The sequence below is a fragment of the Marinobacter xiaoshiensis genome (assembly GCF_031631795.1).
Classification (GTDB): Bacteria; Pseudomonadota; Gammaproteobacteria; order Pseudomonadales; family Oleiphilaceae; genus Marinobacter; species Marinobacter xiaoshiensis.
In genome coordinates this window covers 723749-742420 of sequence record NZ_JAVMBO010000017.1, presented here as the reverse complement: position 1 = coordinate 742420, position 18672 = coordinate 723749, and the positions used below count along the sequence as shown (strand labels likewise).

19 protein-coding genes are annotated in these 18672 nt (G+C 54.2%); 2 read left to right on the top strand and 17 right to left on the bottom strand.

What is annotated here, in order from left to right:
- The first annotated feature begins 47 nt into the window (after nucleotides 1–47).
- Nucleotides 48–1694, top strand: coding sequence for a sensor histidine kinase (locus RKA07_RS15265; protein WP_310966706.1), 1647 nt, complete (start codon nucleotides 48–50; stop codon nucleotides 1692–1694).
- On the top strand, nucleotides 1673–2356 hold the full coding sequence (locus tag RKA07_RS15260) for a response regulator (protein WP_200205103.1): 684 nt from the start codon (nucleotides 1673–1675) through the stop codon (nucleotides 2354–2356). Before RKA07_RS15265 ends, RKA07_RS15260 begins: the two co-directional genes overlap by 22 nt.
- Nucleotides 2357–2364: 8 nt before the next feature.
- Here RKA07_RS15260 and RKA07_RS15255 read toward each other — a convergent pair whose 3' ends face one another.
- From RKA07_RS15255 to tkt, 17 genes are all read right to left on the bottom strand, one after another.
- Nucleotides 2365–3165, bottom strand: coding sequence for a hypothetical protein (locus RKA07_RS15255; protein WP_265091961.1), 801 nt, complete (start codon nucleotides 3163–3165; stop codon nucleotides 2365–2367).
- A 32-nt stretch (nucleotides 3166–3197) separates the two neighbouring features.
- On the bottom strand, nucleotides 3198–3764 hold the full coding sequence (gene tehB, locus RKA07_RS15250) for a tellurite resistance methyltransferase TehB (RefSeq protein WP_310966705.1): 567 nt from the start codon (nucleotides 3762–3764) through the stop codon (nucleotides 3198–3200).
- A 102-nt stretch (nucleotides 3765–3866) separates the two neighbouring features.
- Nucleotides 3867–4628 carry a metallophosphoesterase family protein gene (locus RKA07_RS15245; protein WP_310966704.1) on the bottom strand — a complete coding sequence of 254 codons (762 nt, stop codon included), beginning with the start codon at nucleotides 4626–4628 and terminating at the stop codon, nucleotides 3867–3869.
- Between the two features lie 39 nt (nucleotides 4629–4667).
- Nucleotides 4668–5135 (bottom strand): DUF1643 domain-containing protein, encoded by a 468-nt coding sequence (locus tag RKA07_RS15240; protein WP_310966703.1) that lies wholly within the window; start codon nucleotides 5133–5135, stop codon nucleotides 4668–4670.
- 3 nt (nucleotides 5136–5138) lie between these two features.
- On the bottom strand, nucleotides 5139–5984 hold the full coding sequence (gene dinD / locus RKA07_RS15235; protein ID WP_310966702.1) for a DNA damage-inducible protein D: 846 nt from the start codon (nucleotides 5982–5984) through the stop codon (nucleotides 5139–5141).
- Between the two features lie 95 nt (nucleotides 5985–6079).
- The gene (locus tag RKA07_RS15230; protein WP_310966701.1) at nucleotides 6080–6439 is read right to left on the bottom strand and encodes a VOC family protein; all 360 of its coding nucleotides are present in this window, start codon (nucleotides 6437–6439) and stop codon (nucleotides 6080–6082) included.
- Nucleotides 6440–6496: 57 nt separating this feature from the next.
- A complete protein-coding gene (locus RKA07_RS15225) occupies nucleotides 6497–6667 on the bottom strand; it encodes a hypothetical protein (protein WP_310966700.1) in 171 nt (56 codons plus the stop codon).
- A gap of 46 nt (nucleotides 6668–6713) precedes the next feature.
- A complete protein-coding gene (locus RKA07_RS15220; protein ID WP_310966699.1) occupies nucleotides 6714–6932 on the bottom strand; it encodes a VF530 family protein in 219 nt (72 codons plus the stop codon).
- A gap of 193 nt (nucleotides 6933–7125) precedes the next feature.
- Nucleotides 7126–9507: a glycerophosphodiester phosphodiesterase family protein gene (locus RKA07_RS15215; protein ID WP_310966698.1), complete on the bottom strand. Its 2382-nt coding sequence runs from the start codon at nucleotides 9505–9507 to the stop codon at nucleotides 7126–7128.
- An 89-nt stretch (nucleotides 9508–9596) separates the two neighbouring features.
- Entirely contained in the window at nucleotides 9597–10460 is an 864-nt protein-coding gene (locus RKA07_RS15210) for a phytanoyl-CoA dioxygenase family protein (protein ID WP_310966697.1), read from the bottom strand.
- 70 nt (nucleotides 10461–10530) lie between these two features.
- A complete protein-coding gene (locus RKA07_RS15205; RefSeq protein WP_310966696.1) occupies nucleotides 10531–11613 on the bottom strand; it encodes an endonuclease/exonuclease/phosphatase family protein in 1083 nt (360 codons plus the stop codon).
- A gap of 64 nt (nucleotides 11614–11677) precedes the next feature.
- Nucleotides 11678–12049: a DUF805 domain-containing protein gene (locus RKA07_RS15200; RefSeq protein ID WP_200205119.1), complete on the bottom strand. Its 372-nt coding sequence runs from the start codon at nucleotides 12047–12049 to the stop codon at nucleotides 11678–11680.
- 191 nt (nucleotides 12050–12240) lie between these two features.
- Nucleotides 12241–12726: an RDD family protein gene (locus tag RKA07_RS15195; RefSeq protein ID WP_200205120.1), complete on the bottom strand. Its 486-nt coding sequence runs from the start codon at nucleotides 12724–12726 to the stop codon at nucleotides 12241–12243.
- Nucleotides 12727–13303: 577 nt separating this feature from the next.
- Nucleotides 13304–14368 carry a class II fructose-bisphosphate aldolase gene (fba, locus tag RKA07_RS15190; protein ID WP_200205121.1) on the bottom strand — a complete coding sequence of 355 codons (1065 nt, stop codon included), beginning with the start codon at nucleotides 14366–14368 and terminating at the stop codon, nucleotides 13304–13306.
- A gap of 49 nt (nucleotides 14369–14417) precedes the next feature.
- Nucleotides 14418–15578, bottom strand: coding sequence for a phosphoglycerate kinase (locus RKA07_RS15185; protein WP_310966695.1), 1161 nt, complete (start codon nucleotides 15576–15578; stop codon nucleotides 14418–14420).
- 38 nt (nucleotides 15579–15616) lie between these two features.
- Nucleotides 15617–16645, bottom strand: a complete 1029-nt coding sequence (locus tag RKA07_RS15180; protein ID WP_200205123.1) for a type I glyceraldehyde-3-phosphate dehydrogenase — start codon at nucleotides 16643–16645, stop codon at nucleotides 15617–15619.
- Nucleotides 16645–18645: a transketolase gene (gene tkt / locus RKA07_RS15175; protein ID WP_200368912.1), complete on the bottom strand. Its 2001-nt coding sequence runs from the start codon at nucleotides 18643–18645 to the stop codon at nucleotides 16645–16647. The genes RKA07_RS15180 and tkt overlap by 1 nt, the downstream gene beginning before the upstream one ends.
- Between the last annotated feature and the right edge of the window lie 27 nt (nucleotides 18646–18672).

Here is an 18672-nt window from a genome sequence, read left to right as displayed (position 1 = left end):
GTTTTACCCTGAACCTTGCCGCCAATAGACGATTCTGATTAAAGCCTATGCCTGCAAAGCGACGCACAAAACTCAAAACCCGCATGATTTTCACCCTGGGCCTGGTGAGCGTGTTGCAAACCTTGCTTATTGGGCTGTTTGCCGGCTACTACCTCAGCGAATCCCTGTATAACGAGATTGGCCAGCGCGCCTTGATGGTGGCTAAAACCATCGCCGCAAGCCCTGCGATTATCAACGGCATTCAGCAACGCAACGTTGAAGACCTGAACACCCTCACCCACACGCTTGCCACCACCAACGAAGCCCTGTTTATTGTTATTGGCGACCACGATGCCATCCGTCTGGCCCACCCTTCCCCCGCCCGCATTGGCCACTCCATGGCCGACGATGATGGCGACTACGGCCACAAGGCCCTGGTGGAGGGCGAAGGCTATATTGCCCGCGCCATGGGGAATCTGGGCGAGTCCATGCGCGGCAAAGCCCCGGTACTTGACCCCACTAATGGCGCCATCATCGGGATAGTGTCAGTGGGGTACAGCGTGGCCCAGGTAGAGGCCACTGTGCAGCACTACAACTTCATACTGTACGGCGTACTAGGCGTGGTGTTGCTGATAAGTATTCTCGCGGCGGTGGTGATTGCCAGCCGCTTCAAGCGTGCAATTTTTGGTTTGGAGCCGGAAGAAATTGCCGGCCTGTTCCAGGAGCGGGATGCCACACTGCAATCGGTGCGTGAGGGCATTATTGCCATCAATCGCGACGGCATTATAACCACCGTTAACCTGGCCGCACTGACCACCCTGGGCCTGGATGAGGACACGCCCGTAGCCGGCCGCCCCATTCTGGACATACTCCCCGAAAGCGACCTGATGTCGGTATTGAGCAGTGGCATACCGGATTTCGATCGCGAGGTATGGCTTCGCAACAAGCAGATGGTGGTCAACAGACTGCCCATGCGCCAGGGCGACGACATTATCGGGGTAGTGGCCAGCTTCCGCCTGCGCAACGAGCTGGACCACGTTAGCCAGCAACTCACCCACATCCAGCAATACGCCGACACTCTGCGCAGCCAGACGCACGAATACTCCAACAAACTGCACACCATTGCCGGATTGATCCAACTGGGCGCCTACAACGATGCGCTGGGGCTTATCGGCAGCGAAGTGAGTAGCCATCAGGCTCTGATTCACCTGCTGCTGGAGGCCGTACCAGACCCCATCATTGCCGGCTGCCTGCTGGGCAAACATAACCGGGCGCGGGAAATGGGCCTGCATCTGGACATAGACCCGGACAGCCAGATGACCGACCTGCCAGACAACCTGCCCCGCGATCAGCTGGTCAGCGTACTGGGCAACCTGATTGATAACGCACTGGAAGCCACCCGCCGCCACACTGGCCCAAACGGCAGAGTACAGCTGTCTATGACAGATCTTGGCCAGGAACTGATCTTTGAAGTAGAAGATCAAGGCCCCGGTGTCGCACCGGAACTGCAAAACCAGATTTTCGAGAAGGGCGTAACCAGCAAAGCCGGCCATGAACACGGTTTTGGGCTACATTTGGTACGCAAGTTTCTGGATAGCTGGGGCGGCTCGATTACGGTGGAAAACCTGAGCGTGGCTGGTGGCAGCCGCTTCACTCTATACTTACCCAAAAAACCAACAGGCAGGAGCCCATCGTGCCCCCCATCCGACTGCTGATCGCCGAAGACGACCGCCAGATTGCAGAAATCCAGCGCCGCTTTGTGCAGCGACTGGACCAGGTGGAACTGTGCGGCATAGCCCACACCCTGGCTGATGCCCGAGAGCAGGCTGAAGTGCTGCAGCCCGACCTGATATTGCTGGACGTGTATTTTCCCGACGGCAGCGGGCTGGATTTATTGCGCGAACTGCGCGCCAGCGACAACAGCACCGATATCATTCTGATCACCGCCGCCAAAGAAGTGGAAACACTACGCACTGCCCTGCGCGGGGGCGTGTTTGACTACATTCTGAAGCCACTGGTATTCGAGCGCCTGGAAGAAGCCATCAACCGGTTTCGCGACCATCTTGCGCGCCTGTCGGCACTAAAACTCCTGGGGCAGGATGAAGTAGACGCCATACTCCCACGCAATTCCGGCGACACAAACCAGGATCACAATCACCGCCTGCCAAAAGGCATTGATGTTATAACCCTGGACAAGATTCGCGAACTGATTGCCGGCGGCAAGCCCTGGAGCGCTGAAGAAGTGGGCAACGCCATGGGCGCATCCCGCACAACTGCCAGGCGTTATCTGGAATACATGACCGGCACAGGCACCGTTGTAGCCGAAGTCAGCTATGGCAGCATCGGCCGGCCAGAACGGCGCTACAAAAAGCTGTAAACCACGCTCTACTTTGTGCGAACAAACACCCAGTTGGTCCCGACGTTGTCGCACACAATGATACTGCGATCGATGGTCACACACTGAGCCAGGTTTTCTGGCAGTTCATCGTGATAGCGGGCTTTCACGCCCAAAGTTTTTCGATCCTGCTTGAGCAACTCGTAGGTTTTCTCCATACGCTCGGAGAAATCCACGCCGCCGCTTTCAAGGGTGTGAAAGGCGTTATGAAATGCCGTGAAGCTCATGGTGTTTGCGCCAAGACCAATGGCCAGCATTTTGGGGATGTAACGATCATAAGCAGTTGAAAGGTAGGATCGCACGGCCTCATCATCACTACGAGCGCCGTTGAAAGGCACGATTCCCAGGCGGTTACCCGGCTCCAGAACACCATCTTCCAGTGATGCCAGCGTGCGATTTCCTGCTAACTTGAATGCCGTATTCGGGCACTGAATCAGCTCTCCCCTCAATTGGCAATCCGCCAAGCCTTGGGCAACCGACGGTTCAGAGACGGACTCCTTCGCCGGTTCCCGCTGCGGTTCGGCCGCCGCTGGCTTGCGTGCGGGCTTGGATTCAGATTCACGCCCGGCCGAAACCTCAGGCAGTGTAAGGCTCAAACGCTTGGCAGGCTGCCGTAACAACAGCGCCTGCACCTTTGGGTCATTGCGTTTGAAATCCACCATAGAAGGAAGCCCTGCACCGCCTCCAAGTTCGACAACCTCGCAGTACAGACGCTCCAGGTCAGACTGGGCAGACGCCAGACAAGCGTCATTGGCGCCTGCGGCCGAGATCCAGCCAGTGGCAACTATCATGAGCAGTTGCTTTTGATAAGCGATCACTGCATCTAACCAGGTTTCCGCGCCAACATGGTAGCAAACTGCAACTGGGCACCATTATGCATGGTGCCCAGATCCTCGTTGTACTTAACCAGCTCCCATCCCTCATAAGCTGTTCTCAGCTGCCCCGACTCAAGGGTAAACGGGAAGGGAACGGGACATGGGTATTCCGGGGTATTCATGGCGCAAACAATCAGATTATAGCCACCGGGCAGAGTGCGCTTCTGCATGTCAGCAATGACTGCACCCACACGGGCCGGATCGAGAAACATCAAGGTGACAGTGCAGGCAATCAGCCCATAATCCGCCCCAAGCTCGGCGTTATTGATGTCGTATACCCTCGCCTCAACATTGGCGATCCCCTCTTTGCTGACAATTTGCTGCAGCATGCTGATAGCGCCAGGGTTGTTGTCCACGGCCGTCACATCAAAACCAAGCTGGCTCAGGTATAAGGCGTTACGCCCGTTGGAGCAGCCCATATCGAGGGCTTTGCATGGCTCAATAACTTTGCACGCCTCTGCCAATTCACTGTGCGCAGGGTTCAATCCGTGCCGACTATTCAAATCTGCTGTCATGATATTCACTCAACCTTTAAATGAAGCATTCATGATACTGGTTTATGAGAATAGTTGAATGGCATAAATCAAAGCCTTGATGCCATAAGACCGGTTATGCACTCACACCTCGATAATTCTGTCTGCAGCAAACAGCGGTGGGTCATATTCTCTGGGATAAGCACCGGGGTTGGCGAATACGCGAGTACCTTCAACCTGCAAATCAACTGGCTCATGAACGTGGCCGTGAACCCACAGATCCATCCTCCCCATCAGCGCCCGCAAGTTCGAAGCAAAAGCTGGCGACAGGGAGTCGCCCTGGTACTTGGGCGGTATACACTCTGGCAAGGGTGCATGGTGGCTAACCACCACTCGCGGCCCGGGCACAGGCTCGCTTAATTCTGCCTCAAGCCAGGCGATGGCTTCGGCATGCAACCTCTGGCTCTCATCAACCGTAAACACCTCACCTGCTGGCTGCTGGATAATTCGAAAATCCGGCATGAACGCCTGGGCGCGCTGACGGGTGCCCACCGGATCATCATTCGGCTGGCCTTGGTACAACCCAAAATCTGTCCATAGTGTGGTGCCATGAAAACGCACACCATCAATATCGACCGTATCGTTATCAAGCAGGTGAATCCCTAGCCGCCGGGCTTCGACACGTAATGCTGCGCGGGCCTCGGGCATGCTGGTTCCGTAGAACTCATGATTACCCGCAACGTAGATTATCTCCTGCCCGCCAAACCGCTCTGCCGCCCAAGCAAGACCTTCTGTTGTGCGGTGGATATCACCGGCAAGAATAACCACATCCGCAGCTACCTCCGGCAATTCACGACCTTCCTGAAAACACTCAACGTGCAGATCCGACAGTATTCGCAAACGCAAAGTCACATCTCCTCGGAGAACCGCTATATGTCGCGGTTTTTAATCACTCATTGGCACGGGCTTTCTATCCGCTTTTTGATACAGCGGGTGCGCTGGCTCACCTGACTTGTTCAACTTCAAACAGTGCAGGTTCGGCAGAAGCCCCTTCACCTGATCAGAACGGCCCAGAAATGAACCATCATTTCCCCATGCAGCCACAACCAAACCCGCATCGCCAGACAGCTTTATTAGCCACTCGTTATTCTCAGAGCCTATCGGATCCTGTGCCGCCTTCATATCATTTGGCGCAGTGGCACGAAATGCAAAAATATTGGCCATGCACACACCACCAAAACCCCATGCTTTCGCATAGTTGACGCATCGGATTAGTGTTGGGTCGTCAGTTGTCTCATCCGCAGTGGATGGGTTGAGCCCAACAAACATCACATAGGGTTTCGATTCATCCCAGGTTCGCCACAGGGCGAAACGGTATTTCCTGCACTCGGATAATTTAGCTGTGTTTTTCAATGCTTACTCTTCCTCCAGCCCGTCGGGGTTTTTAATCGCTTTCTTTTGGGCCGATGTCAGTCGACGCTCGACCTTTTTTACATCTTCCCCTGGTGGCAGGGCTTCCGGGCGAATGCCTCGGCTGAGCAGGGTCTGGCGCACAGCCTCATTGTTGGTAACGTGCTCTTGCGAGATCTCCGGTTCGCGACTCATGGCCTTTTCGCGGGCGTTGTGAATTGTGATCTCGGTGGCGAAGTCTTTGGCCTTCAGGATAATAGTAGGCGCAAAATCTGCCAGCGGGCGGTTATCCGGCACCTGCCAATGGGCTTTCATGGATTTGGTATTTTTACCGAACAGAGCAGTATCACCCTTGCTGCGGATCAGGGCGAAGTTCTGGTTGCCTCCGGTTTGTTCGTAGATCACATCGGATAACTCTTTTTCTGTTGCGGACAGTTTCTTGCGGGCTGAGACACGCTCGGCTTCCAGCAGGCGCTGCTCGATTTGCTCGGCCTTGCGGGTTTGCATGGCGAAGTAGGTTTGTGCGAAGGCAATTTCCTGCTTTCTGGGATCGCCGTTCTGGGCGATCAGATAACAGGCATAACGAGTCAGCATGATGTCATTTATCTCACGCTGGCTACCTGAGCCTAGTTCGACCATTTTGTTGACGTCAACAAAATGGTTACCGATATCATGCCCTGATATTTCACAGGCCGTTTTTGCCTTGGTGATAGTGGACAAAAAATTACGCCACTCGCTATAACCTAGTAGTTGCTGGAGATCCCTGGCCAGCCAGTACTCAACGCCATTTTCAGTCTTCTGGGCATGGCCCTCAAAGCTCTCAGTCATGGCATAAACCATTTCATTTTTCATATTTCGCTCCTTGCGCTTATTCATAAACGGCCAGTTCCGGGCCATCAAAAAGGTGTGTTATTGTCTTCTTAGCGTTACCGACTCGCTCAGACTTGTTAAGCACCTAGCTCTGACCAAACGGCATATTCATTGCCACTCGGATCACTAAAATGAAAACGGCGACCACCGGGGAAAGTGAAAATATCCAGAACAACCTTCCCTCCAGCCTGCTTCACTTTTTCGAGCGTAGCTTCCAGATCGCTACTATAAAGAACCACCAACACACTTCCGTTGCTGGTCGTCGCCACATGGTCTGATTTAAAGAATCCGCCATCCAGACCCGCGTTCTGAATTGCAACGTACTCAGGGCCATAGTCGATAAACGCCCACCCGAATGCATCACAAAAAAACTTCTTTGTGGCTTCAAGGTCTCGTGACGGCATTTCTACGTAGTTGATTTTACCGGTCTCTTTCACGGCTTGCCCCCTTATGCCTATTGCAAAGAACCTTGGTTGGCCTGAATCTGTGCCGTACTAGTCCTTTTTATCAATCGTTATCTCAATCGTCTTACTGCTGCCCGCGAACCATTTCTGCACATACAAAGAGCCCACAATAGGAGCCGTGCCTTCATCAGGAACCTCCTTGTAGCGCACACTGTTTTTAGTTTCTTTCTCGTACTCAAACATGACTACTTTTTTCGACATGACATATACCTGATAACGAATAACGTATGCCTTCGCGGCGCCAGCCTCAAGCAAACGTTGAAATATACAAACCCTCAACCTTATCCCTGGCCCACTGGGTTTTGCGCAAAAACTTCAGCGATGACTTAATCGAAGGATCGCTTTTGAAGCAATTGATGTTGATCCGCTGAGCCAGCCCGTCCCAGCCATAATGTTCTTGCAGCCGTGTTACGACTTGCTCCAGCGTAATGCCGTGCAGAGGGTTATTCGGTTGTTCACTGCTCATACTTTAATTTCACCATTGGTTAGCTGCCTTTTTCTTGCCACACAGGAATAGCGTAACGCCAATCGACCCGGGAACTAAAGAGAAAGCGGCCGGTTGCCTGACAAGCCTTGCTCAAGCCAACAAAAAAGGCACGGGGAGTATGCCCCGTGCCTTTAAGGCAGTAAAAATCGCTTGGTGCTACCCAAGACTCATTTTAGTTGATGGTTACTGCCACACGCGCGCCAATCACGCGATAAGCCGCTCCGTTGCCCAGCGTGTATTCATACACGGGAAGAAGGGTCGCCGTGCCGGGCGCTGTAAACATAAGCGAAGCACCATCGTTGGTGTAGTCCACCGAGCTGGTCAGCACAATGAAGCGATTTGCTTCAGCCGCCTGAGTTTCACCCAGCTGCGTGGTCAGGGTCACATCCACTGCCACGCCAACATTGGCTGCTACATTAATGTTACCCAACACCGGATCAACGCTTACGGGGTAATCACTAAACCACTGGGCGTAATCCGTCGTCATGCCATGGGTGCCCGCAAGGTAGTAGCTTTCTGCCTCGGTTTGATCCCGGAACGTCCAGGGCCAGAAGGTTGTGCCACGGTGCCTGGAAGCCTCCATAACCGACGGCGACAGGTTTTTATAGGAAGGGTTGAACGTAGACGAATACAGCTGCGTCGCTTTCAGGATCTGGCGCAGGTTTTTCGTCATATTGCTGTCGGTAGCAAAGCCGGTCAGGAAACCACCGGAGACGCCGGGCATCACTTCTTGCAACTTCAGCAACTGATCGGAGTTGAATGAGATTACGATAACCTGGTCCCAAACGTCATTGCGATCGATCGCCTGCTTCAAGTGCTCCACTATCTCAAGCTTGCCGCTCTTTATCTCGATGAAGTGAACCACCTCTTTACCTTTCAAGGCAGTAAAGAACTCGTCCATTGTCGGCACAGCGTGTGCGCCTTCCACCGTCAGCGCTTTCAGTTCATCCAGCGTTTTTTCCTCAACCGGCCCTGTGCCATCGGTGGTCCGATCTACGGTGCCATCGTGTATCACGACAATGTGGTTGTCCTTGGTGAGGTAGATATCGGATTCAACCGCATCCGCTCCCAACTCGGCGGCTTTCACAGCGCCAGCCACGGTGTTTTCTGCCACCAGTGATGGCACACCTCGGTGACCCACTATCAGCGGCTTTCTCAACAGGGTGTTTTCCGGCAGTTTGGCCAGGAACTCTTGGGCCTGCTCGGGTGTATCCGTCACCAAGCCATTCACACCGGCCAATAGCACGTCAGTGGTTTGCTCGTTGGTTGGCGCTACCAGACTGCCCCAAACAGATACCAGACGGTTCTGAAGGTATATCACAGAGGCTTTATCCAGCAGAGGCGCCGGCAGTATCGCAATCTTGGCTTTAGCCCGATTGGTTTCCTGCGTGATGCTCAAAAGATCTGCCGGAGCCGTTGTCAGGCCCGCACCCGTGAAATCCATCGCCGCGCGGATCATCGGCATTTTTACCCGTGCATCCTGCAAAATCTCTGCATTGTTCGATACCAGGGTGATGTCGAACAACTGATGCTTCTCTACCACGGGAACCAGCGCATCCACGGCGGCCTGTGAGGTTACATAAAACATCGGCAGCGCGTTGAACTGCTCACCTTCAAGAAGGCTGTCCAAATATCCCAAACTGCCGCCGTCTTCGGTCGTCAGCATCAACTGGTCGTCGAGCTTCAAGAAAATCGGGAGGGACGGCTCTAGCGCCAGTTCAGCCAGGGTCGGCACTGCGGTAGCAATGCTCGGAGCCATGGAAGCGCCAGTATCCAGCTCTGCTACTTCAGCCATCGGCGACAATGGCGGCAGTGCTGTTAATTGCTCGGTCACGGTCACTTCATCAACCCGAAGAAGACTACCGGCCGCCTGGAAAGCCACACCCCCTTGGGCAAACTGGCTGTCCAATTCAGAATCCTGCATCAACTGCCCATTCAGGAAGTGCTGAACCCGATCGCCATGGGCAACGATTGTGGCGGTGTACATCTGGTCCGACGCAATGTTTTCTGAATACCGTTGTTTGTCTACAATCGCCCACTCGCCCTGGTTGCGTAGCGCATGCTCTGTACCGTTTTCAGCAGTGGCTTTCTGGCGAATCGCCATTTGATAGTAGGGCTCGACACCCATGCCTACGCGATACTGGAAACCAACCCAGCGAGTGTCAGTGTTTGCTTCCTGAATCGTAAACACAACATCAATGCGGTAGTTGCTTTTATCCTGAAGCGACTCGGGCAATTTCAGGCTGACGGGGGTGTAGTTATTTCCCCGGCCGTCTACAAACAGGCTGCCATTGTTGGTGTAAAACATATCCTCCGTGCCGCTCATGGCTACCCAACCTTCGGGCAGCTTGCCGTCGGCCACGGCTTCAAAGTTTTCCTGCAACAACACTTTAGGATTGGGTTCCGGTTCCGGCTTCGGATCTGGTTCCGGGTCAGGCGTCGGGTCTGGTTTGGTTATTGGGGAATCAACACCGCCGCTGTTGGAACCGCTGTTACACCCGGCGAGACCGGCAATGGCCGCCAACATCATCACGTAAAGGAACTGCTTGCTCATGCTTCACTCTCCGTTGCTGCTCAAATCGAGAGGGCAGCATACGGAAGGAAAATGACGGGGCGGTTGCAGGAATAAGACACAGCTCTGTATTAGCTGCCTTTTGTCTTACCACTCAAAGTACGCTTGGGATGCATTCCATTCACCATGCCCATAAAAGGCGGATGAATCGAATAGCCAACCATGCTCAGTAGCTGTTCAGGAATGGCGGCCAGGGTTTCCTGGCTTAATTCCAGAAAGAAGTTTTCCTGCGGACGAAGCCAGGGCTCGCAGTACTGGCATGTAACAGCCAACCGGGATGCTGCTGACTGGTTGCTGCCGCCACCGTGCCAGGTTGTACCAAGGAAGAAAACAACCGACCCCGCAGGCATGACGGCTGGAACGACCTTGCTGCGATCGGTGACTATTTCCTGTCCAAGCAGATGGCTTTCCGGGATGAGAACCGTTGCACCATTATCTTCTGTGAACTCATCAATCGCCCATACCGTAGCGGCGCCAAGGGGCTTGCGTGGGCGGGGTATGGGATAGAAGCCATCATCATAATGCAGCGGCTGGGCGGCTTCTCCCGGCAAGATGTTGATTATTTGAGCTTGGCTAAGCAGGTAATTTGGCTGAAACAGCCGGTTCAGAAGGCCCGTAATTCTCGGGTGAACGGCAAGGGTGTCAATAACCCGGGTTTGTTCCAGAACATTGTAAACCCGCTGCGTTTTCACGCCCTCAAAATTATTGCGGCCGGGCTTATTCAGCAGTGGCGAGGCTTCCGCACGAATTAACTCCAGTTCTGAATCGCTGAGCAACCCTTCGATAATCACAAAGCCGTTTTTCTGCAGGGTTTCGAAATCCTGGGCAACCAGCGCTTTGGTTGCTTCCGCCTCAGTGGGCACATAGGCCTTGTGTTTGCCTGCAAGGTCGCCTTGCAGCTCAACAACAGAATCAATGTTTTTGGGATGATTCACTTTCGAGTGCTCCTAATGACAAGCGCCGGAAGCCTCCAGGGCGCACCAACAGCAGGAATCGTATTATTGTCTATTCACCCGGCGCAGGTACATCCTTCGAATCGACATCCTGTTCGTCAGCAATAGAGTTAGCCCAGGACTCGTCATCAGCATCGGCCCTCACCCCTTCCTGATCTTTACCCCGCACAGGGCGGAACGACAACTCTGTGAACAGCCCAAAATGATCTGAACCAAAGTAGGGCAAGCGCTTGATCGAACTCACGGTGAAATGGTGACTATGGAACAGGTGATCCAGTGGCCAGCGAAGAAACGGGTATTTGGCGTGAAAGGTGTTGAACATGCCGCGCCCTACCCGCGGGTCCAGCAGCCCGCTGAGCTTGCGAAACAAACGTGTGGTCGCTGACCAGGCCACGTCGTTAAGATCCCCTGTCACGATTACAGGCTGGTCGCTGTCTACGATGGTTCGGGCAACAATCACCAGCTCGGCATCCCGTTCGGCGGATTCGGGATTCTCAGTGGGGCTTGGTGGCGCAGGATGAAGAAAATGCACACGCACCTGGTCGCCCGTGCGCAGCTTGAGCAGGGCGTGCATTGATGGAATGCCCTCTTCAACGAGGTAGGATATTTCTGTTTCATCAAGCTGCAAGCGGGAGTACACATGCATGCCGTACAGGTTATCCAGAGGACATTTCATGCTGTAGGGCATGTCCTGTTGCAGGGTATCGAGATGACCCTGCCACCAGGCGTCAGACTCCAACGTTACCAGTACATCCGGTTTGTATTGGTTGACCAACCGCAGCAAGGCATCGGCTTGCTTGTTGGGTGTTAGTACATTGGCCGTGAGAATACTTAGTTTGCGATCCGGGCTGGGGGATTTTTCTGCTTTAACTTCCGCTCGCCAGAAAACGGTATATGGCAGCACCCACCACAGCTGCCAAGCCAGACAAACCGCTGTGGCACTCACAAGAATCCAGGTCTGCGCTTTTGCATGATCCAGGAGCAGGACTTGAATCAGGATTAATACTGCTGCGATGACCGCAAGCTGCAGGCGGGGAAAATCCATTCCCCTTACAAACCAATGGGGATGGCGCGACAACGGTAATAAGGTAGCCGCGACCAGCAAGCCGGTCGCGATTAAAACCGCTAACTCCATAATTCCCCCTTTGACTGTTCAGAGGACGGGTGCACATGCGCGCACCCGCCCCTGAACTGCACTATCAGGCGGTTACCGCCTTTGGATTCGCGCCGTACTGGTTTTGCCCAGGTTTACTGTCCAGAAGCATAAACACCAGTAGCACGATTGCACCGATAAGCGGAACAAACATAATCAGAAACCACCAGCCACTCCGGCCAGTGTCATGAAGCCTGCGCACGGTTACCGCTAGGCTGGGGAGCAATACGGCCAGTGTGTATAGCCCGCCAAGCAAGCCCAACCCGGCTGCTTGGCTAAATGTTCCAGTAACCCCATCAATTGCTCCAAGAGCAAGACTGATGATGATATTGAACAAGACAAACCACCAATATTCCGATCTTCTCGCTCTGCCGTTGAATACGGCGTATTTCTTTAAGACTTCCAGATACCAGTTCATTCAAATTCCCTTTTTATGCCCCGGTTTTATTGGCCAGGCGACAGTGGGGCGTGCTGTTGGCTGGTGGTAGGTGCACATTTGATATTACGTTCTCAATATCAGGGCAAAGTCCGATGGTTGCAGTATGTCTTCTACCAAAAGGAATCGCAGCTAATATGCTCCATCCCGGCTTGATTGATATAAACTAGTTCTTAGCTTTCTGTAAACTCAACACTTTGAACGCCTCTGTTCTTTGGGCGGATCACGACGGTACCTGCCATTTTGTCGTGCCAACCCTGCTTCTTGCTATCCCAGGCCACCCAGAACAAACCCAAAAATAAAGGAATGGTAGAAACAACATATCCAATATAGCGAATAACCGACTGTTGAGCTGTAGGGCTATTTCCAGTCCGAGCATCAACGACAATAGCTTTTACCGCCATTTTTCCTGGCGTTGCTGACTTATACATCCAAAACAACACTGTCGCGACAAAAGGCAGCACATAGGATACTAAAAAATCAGCGCCACCCAATATAAAATCATCAGAATAGAAATATGAGTCCCCGTAAATCATGTACAAAATGGGAACTGTAATACATAAAATAATAATCCCGTCAATCAATGATGCTCCAACCCTGATCCAAAATCCTGCATATTCGTAAGCTGATCCAAACTTCTCTATTGCTTTACTGCTCATTTCAACTCCTTTATGAGTTTATGGTTGATGATTTTTTTCGTTGTACATGACGTGTAGAACATGGAAGACAAAGCAATTACATTTCATTTTCGATAAACAGCACAAAACCTCATAAACTAAAAGGTAATATTTAACGCAACTTCGCTACCAAACACCTAATTTATTGCCAGCTTCTGGGATTAAGGCATTTTAGCATCGAGATTATTAAGACAAGTGCGTGTTGTAGATGAAGCCACTTCTTCACACTCGACTGCTGATTCATATAGCCGCTCTAAGTTTTCTTTCAAACAGCAGTGCAGCAGCCACAGACATAGCTGTGCCCAATAGGCTTAAATGAGGCGAAGTACCCGGAATTGAAATCGAGAATCTGGAGTCGTACTAAAGAGGTCATCGGCCGTTATCCTTAACTAGCAAGCGCGTCCATTACGAATAGCTGGTTACATTAGACTATATCGCGGCAATTTACCTTCGGCTTTTGCAAAATTTAGTTAATTCTAGAATGCGGGTGTTAACGAGAGGGGGTCTGGAGGGTATAGCACAGCCCCAGGCAAGACACCCAGGGCTGTTTCAAAGCAGCTTACTTAACTTTCGGGTCCAGCTCACCAGACTCGTAGCGCTGATACATCAGCTCGAGGTTGATGGGCTTGATCTTGCTAGCCTGGCCAGCACAGCCGAAGGCTTCGTAACGAGCTACGCAGATGTCTGTCATGGCAACCATGGTGGCCTGCAGGAATTTGCGTGGGTCGAATTCGGCCGGGTTTTGGGCCATGAAGCGGCGTACTGCGCCGGTGCTTGCAAGGCGCAGGTCGGTGTCGATGTTTACTTTACGCACACCGTGCTTGATGCCTTCTACAATTTCCTCAACCGGTACACCGTAGGTTTCGGGAATCTCGCCACCAAATTCGTTGATTACTTTCAGCCACTCCTGGGGTACGGAGCTGGAGCCGTGCATTACCAGGTGGGTATCTGGAATGCGGGCGTGAATGGCTTTGATCTGGTTGATGGCCAGTATGTCGCCCGTAGGTGGGCGGGTGAACTTGTAAGCGCCGTGGCTGGTGCCGATGGCGATGGCCAGTGCGTCTACGTGGGTTTTCTTCACGAAGTCGGCGGCTTCTTCCGGGTCGGTCAGCATCTGGTCCATGTCCAGAATGCCTTCGGCGCCGATGCCGTCTTCTTCACCGGCCTGGCCGGTTTCCAGAGAGCCCAGGCAACCCAGTTCGCCTTCTACAGAAACGCCACAGGCGTGGGCCATCTCTACGGTGCGGCGGGTTACGTCTACGTTGTAATCGTAATCCATAGGCGTTTTGCCATCTTCACCCAGGGAGCCGTCCATCATTACGGAGCTGAAGCCCAGCTGAATGGAGCGCTGGCACACGGCAGGGCTGGTGCCGTGATCCTGGTGCATGACCACCGGGATGTGTGGCCACTCTTCAATAGCGGCAAGGATCAGGTGGCGCAGGAAGGGGGCGCCAGCGTATTTGCGGGCACCGGCAGAGGCCTGAACAATAACCGGGGAATCGGTTTTGTCGGCGGCTTCCATGATGGCGCGCATCTGTTCCAGGTTGTTTACGTTAAAGGCTGGCACACCGTAACCGTGCTCGGCGGCGTGATCCAGCAGTTGCCGCAGCGAAATCAGGGCCATTTGGTTGTCTCCTTAGTTACTCATTAGTTTGAAATCTGGTCAGAAATTTTTACGCGCCGCGCTCTTCCAGTACGGCTACGGCTGGCAGCACTTTGCCTTCCACAAACTCCAGGAAGGCGCCACCGCCGGTGGAAATATACGAGATCTTGTCAGCTATGCCGTATTTGTCAACGGCAGCCACTGTGTCTCCGCCACCGGCCAGTGAGAAGGCATCGCTTTCGGCGATGGCTTCGGCCAGGGTTTTGGTGCCGTTTCCAAACTGCTCAAACTCGAACACGCCTACCGGGCCATTCCACAGAATGGTTTTGGCGTTCTTGAGCAATTCGGCAAACTGGGCAGCGGTTTGCGGGCCAGCATCGAGAATCATGTCGTCTTCGGTAACGTCTGCGATGTTCCGGATGGTTGCAGTGGCGTTTTCAGAAAACTCACTGGCAACCACTACGTCTACCGGCAGCGGGATGTTAACGCGGGAAGCTATGTCTCTGGCGGTATCCAGCAGGTCGTGCTCGCACAGGGATTTGCCTACCGGGTGGCCGGCTGCGGCCAGGAAGGTGTTGGCAATACCGCCACCTACAATGATCTGGTCACACACTTTTTCCAGCGCGTTGAGTACGTCGAGCTTGGTGGATACTTTAGCGCCACCAACAATCGCGACTACTGGCTTGGCCGGGTTATCCAGGGCTTTGCCCAGGGCTTCCAGCTCTGCCGCCAGCAATGGGCCAGCACAGGCTTCCGGTGCAAAGCGTGCAACACCGTGGGTGGATGCCTGGGCGCGGTGGGCTGTGCCGAAGGCGTCCATCACGTAAACATCACACAGGGCCGCGTATTGCTTGGCCAGGGTTTCGTCATCTTTCTTTTCGCCTTTGTTGAAGCGTACGTTTTCAAACAGAACCACTTCGCCGTCGGCCACTTCAACTCCGCCGAGGTAATCTTTAATCAGGCGTACTTCCTGGCCCAGGGTTTTGGTGAGGTGGTCTGCAACTGGCTTGAGGGAGGAGGCTTCGTCGTAAACGCCTTCTTCCGGGCGGCCCAGGTGCGACATCAGCATCACTTTGGCACCAGCGTCTCTGGCGGCCTTGATGGTTGGCAGGGAGGCGCGGATGCGGGCATCGCTGGAAATCACGCCGTTCTTTACCGGCACGTTGAGGTCTTCGCGGATCAGAACCCGCTTGCCAGCGAGGTTCAGGTCGGTCATTTTCTTAATGGCCATGATCTGGGTTCCGTTAATTCAATTAATTGGCAAAGAGTTTAAAGCCGGGACAGCCAGCTTTGGCTTACATCCAGCATGCGGCTGGCAAATCCCCATTCGTTATCAAACCAGCATAACACTTTCACCATGGTGCCCCGGGTTACGCGGGTTTGGCCGCCATCTACTACACCGGAGTGGGAATCATGGTTGAAGTCGGAGCTGGCCAGCAGTTCGTCGGTGTACCCGAGTATGCCTTTCAGGGGGCCATCTGCGGCATCCTTCAATACACGGTTTACCGAGGGTACGTCGGTGGCTTCGCGCACGTTGAACACCATGTCGATGGCAGACACGTTCATGGTGGGCACACGCAAGGCCACTGAGCTGAAGCGACCTTCCATGTGCGGAAGCAAACGTTCAACGCCCCGCGCCAGCCCGGTATCCACCGGCACTATGTTGTGCAACGCGCTGCGGGTAAGCCGCAAATCCTGCTGGTGGTAGGCATCTATCACCGGCTGGTCGTTCATGGCGGCGTGAATGGTGGTGGTGCTGCCCTGCTCCACGCCAAAGGCTTTATCCAATACGGTTATCACCGGTACCAGGCAGTTGGTGGTGCAGGAACCTGCGGCCACTATGCGGTCGTCTGCGGTGATTTCCATTTCGTTAATGCCAAAAACCACGGTGCGGTCGACGTCTGACTCTGCTGGCTGGGAGAACAGCAGCCGCTTGGCACCTGCCTGAAGGTGCAATTCAGCCGTCGCCCGGTCTGAATAGGAACCAGAGCACTCCAGCACCAGATCGATATCCAGCTCTTTCCAAGGCAGTTCTGCTGGGTCTGCATGGCGCAGTATGCGGATAGGATCACCGTTCATGATCAAATCCTGCCCCTGCACTGCCAGGCTTCCGGTAAACCGGCCATGGGTGGAATCGTAGCGGGTCAGATGTGCAATGGTGTCGATATCAGAAAGCTCGTTAATCGCGACCACCTGCAGGTGATCGCGAAAACCGTTTTCGTACAGGGCACGCAACACGCACTGGCCAATACGGCCATACCCGTTGATCGCAATACGAAAGGGCACGGAGTCTGTCATCAGGCGTCCAGCAGCTCTGCAGACACTTCCAGGATGTTCTCTACGGTAAAGCCGAACTCCTTGAACAGCTCGCCGGCGGGTGCCGATTCACCGAAGGTGGTCATGCCCACAATGCGACCGTCCAGGCCAACATACTTGTACCAGTAATCCGCAATCGCAGCTTCGATAGCAATGCGGTTGGTCACTTCCAGTGGCAGCACCTGTTGCTTGTACTCGGCGCTCTGGGCATCGAATACATCGGTAGATGGCATGGAAACAACCCGTACCTTTTTGCCCTGCTCACGCAGTTTGGCTGCGGCATCTTGTGCCAGGCCTACTTCAGAGCCAGTAGCGATGAAGATGAGATCCGGGGTGCCTTCGCTGTCAGACAGCACATAAGCGCCCTTGGCTACGTCTGCCAACTGCTGCGCATCACGAGCCTGAGCTGGCAGGTTCTGACGGGAGAAGATCAAAGCACTGGGGCCATCTTTACGCTCAAGAGCGGCTTTCCAGGCTACGGCAGATTCTACTGCGTCGGCCGGGCGCCAGGTGCTCATGTTCGGCGTGGTGCGCAGGCTGGCCAGCTGCTCGATCGGCTGGTGTGTTGGGCCGTCTTCGCCAAGACCGATGGAGTCGTGGGTGAATACATAGATGGCGCGCTGCTTCATCAGTGCGGCCATGCGCACGGCGTTGCGGCAGTATTCCATGAAGATCAGGAAGGTTGCGCCGTAGGGCACGAAGCCACCGTGCAGGGCAACACCGTTCATGATGGCCGCCATGCCGAACTCGCGAACGCCGTAATAGATGTAGTTGCCGCTGGCGTCTTCTTTAGTGACACCTTTAGTGCCGCCCCAGATAGTGAGGTTAGAGCCAGCCAGGTCGGCAGAGCCGCCCAGCAGTTCCGGCAGCATTGGGCCGTATGCGTTCAGGGTGTTGAGGGAAGCCTTACGGCTGGCAATGGTTTCGCTCTTGTCCTGACATTCCTGAATGTACGCCTGGGCTTTTTCAGAGAAGTCGGCTGGCAGATCACCCGCCATGCGGCGCTTCAGCTCGGCCGCCAGCTCTGGCTCGGCTTTTTCATAGGCTGCGAAAGTTTTATTCCAGTCGCTTTCAGCCTTGGCGCCTTTTTCTTTGGCGTCCCATGCAGCGTAGATATCAGCTGGAACTTCAAACGGCCCGTGAGCCCAGCCCAGTGCTTCGCGGGTCAGTGCAATTTCGTCGTCACCCAGAGGCGCGCCGTGGGAAGATTCGCTGCCCTGCTTGTTGGGGGAACCAAAACCGATAACGGTTTTGCAGCAAATCAGCGTAGGCCTGTCGGTAGTGGAGCGAGCCACTTCCATGGCGGAGCTGATGGCATCGGCATCGTGGCCATCAACACCCGCAAGTACCTGCCAGCCGTAGGCTGCGAAACGTGCCGGCGTGTTGTCGGTGAACCAGCCATCAACTTTGCCATCAATGGATATGCCATTGTCGTCGTAGATGCAGATCAGCTTGCCAAGGCCCAGGGTTCCGGCCAGCGAGGCAACTTCGTGAGAAATGCCTTCCATCAGGCAGCCATCGCCCACAAAGGTGTAGGTGTAGTGGTCAACAACATTATGGCCAGGGCGGTTGAACTGTGCTGCGAGGGTTTTCTCTGCTAGCGCGAAGCCTACAGCGTTGGCCAGGCCCTGCCCCAGTGGGCCGGTGGTGGTTTCTACGCCCGGGGTGTAACCGTATTCCGGGTGGCCTGGAGTTTTAGAGTGCAGCTGCCGGAAGTTTTTGATGTCTTCAATAGAAACGTCGTAACCGCTCAGGTGCAACAGTGAATACTGCAGCATGGAGCCATGGCCGTTGGAGAGCACAAAGCGGTCGCGGTTGGCCCACTCAGGATTAGCCGGGTTGTGGCTCAAGTAATCGTTCCACAGCACCTCGGCGATATCCGCCATACCCATGGGCGCTCCCGGGTGGCCGGATTTGGCTTTCTGAACCGCATCCATGCTCAGCGCGCGAACGGCGTTGGCGAGATCTTTACGAGAGGGCATTTACGTTTCTCCAATGTTTTTCAAGGA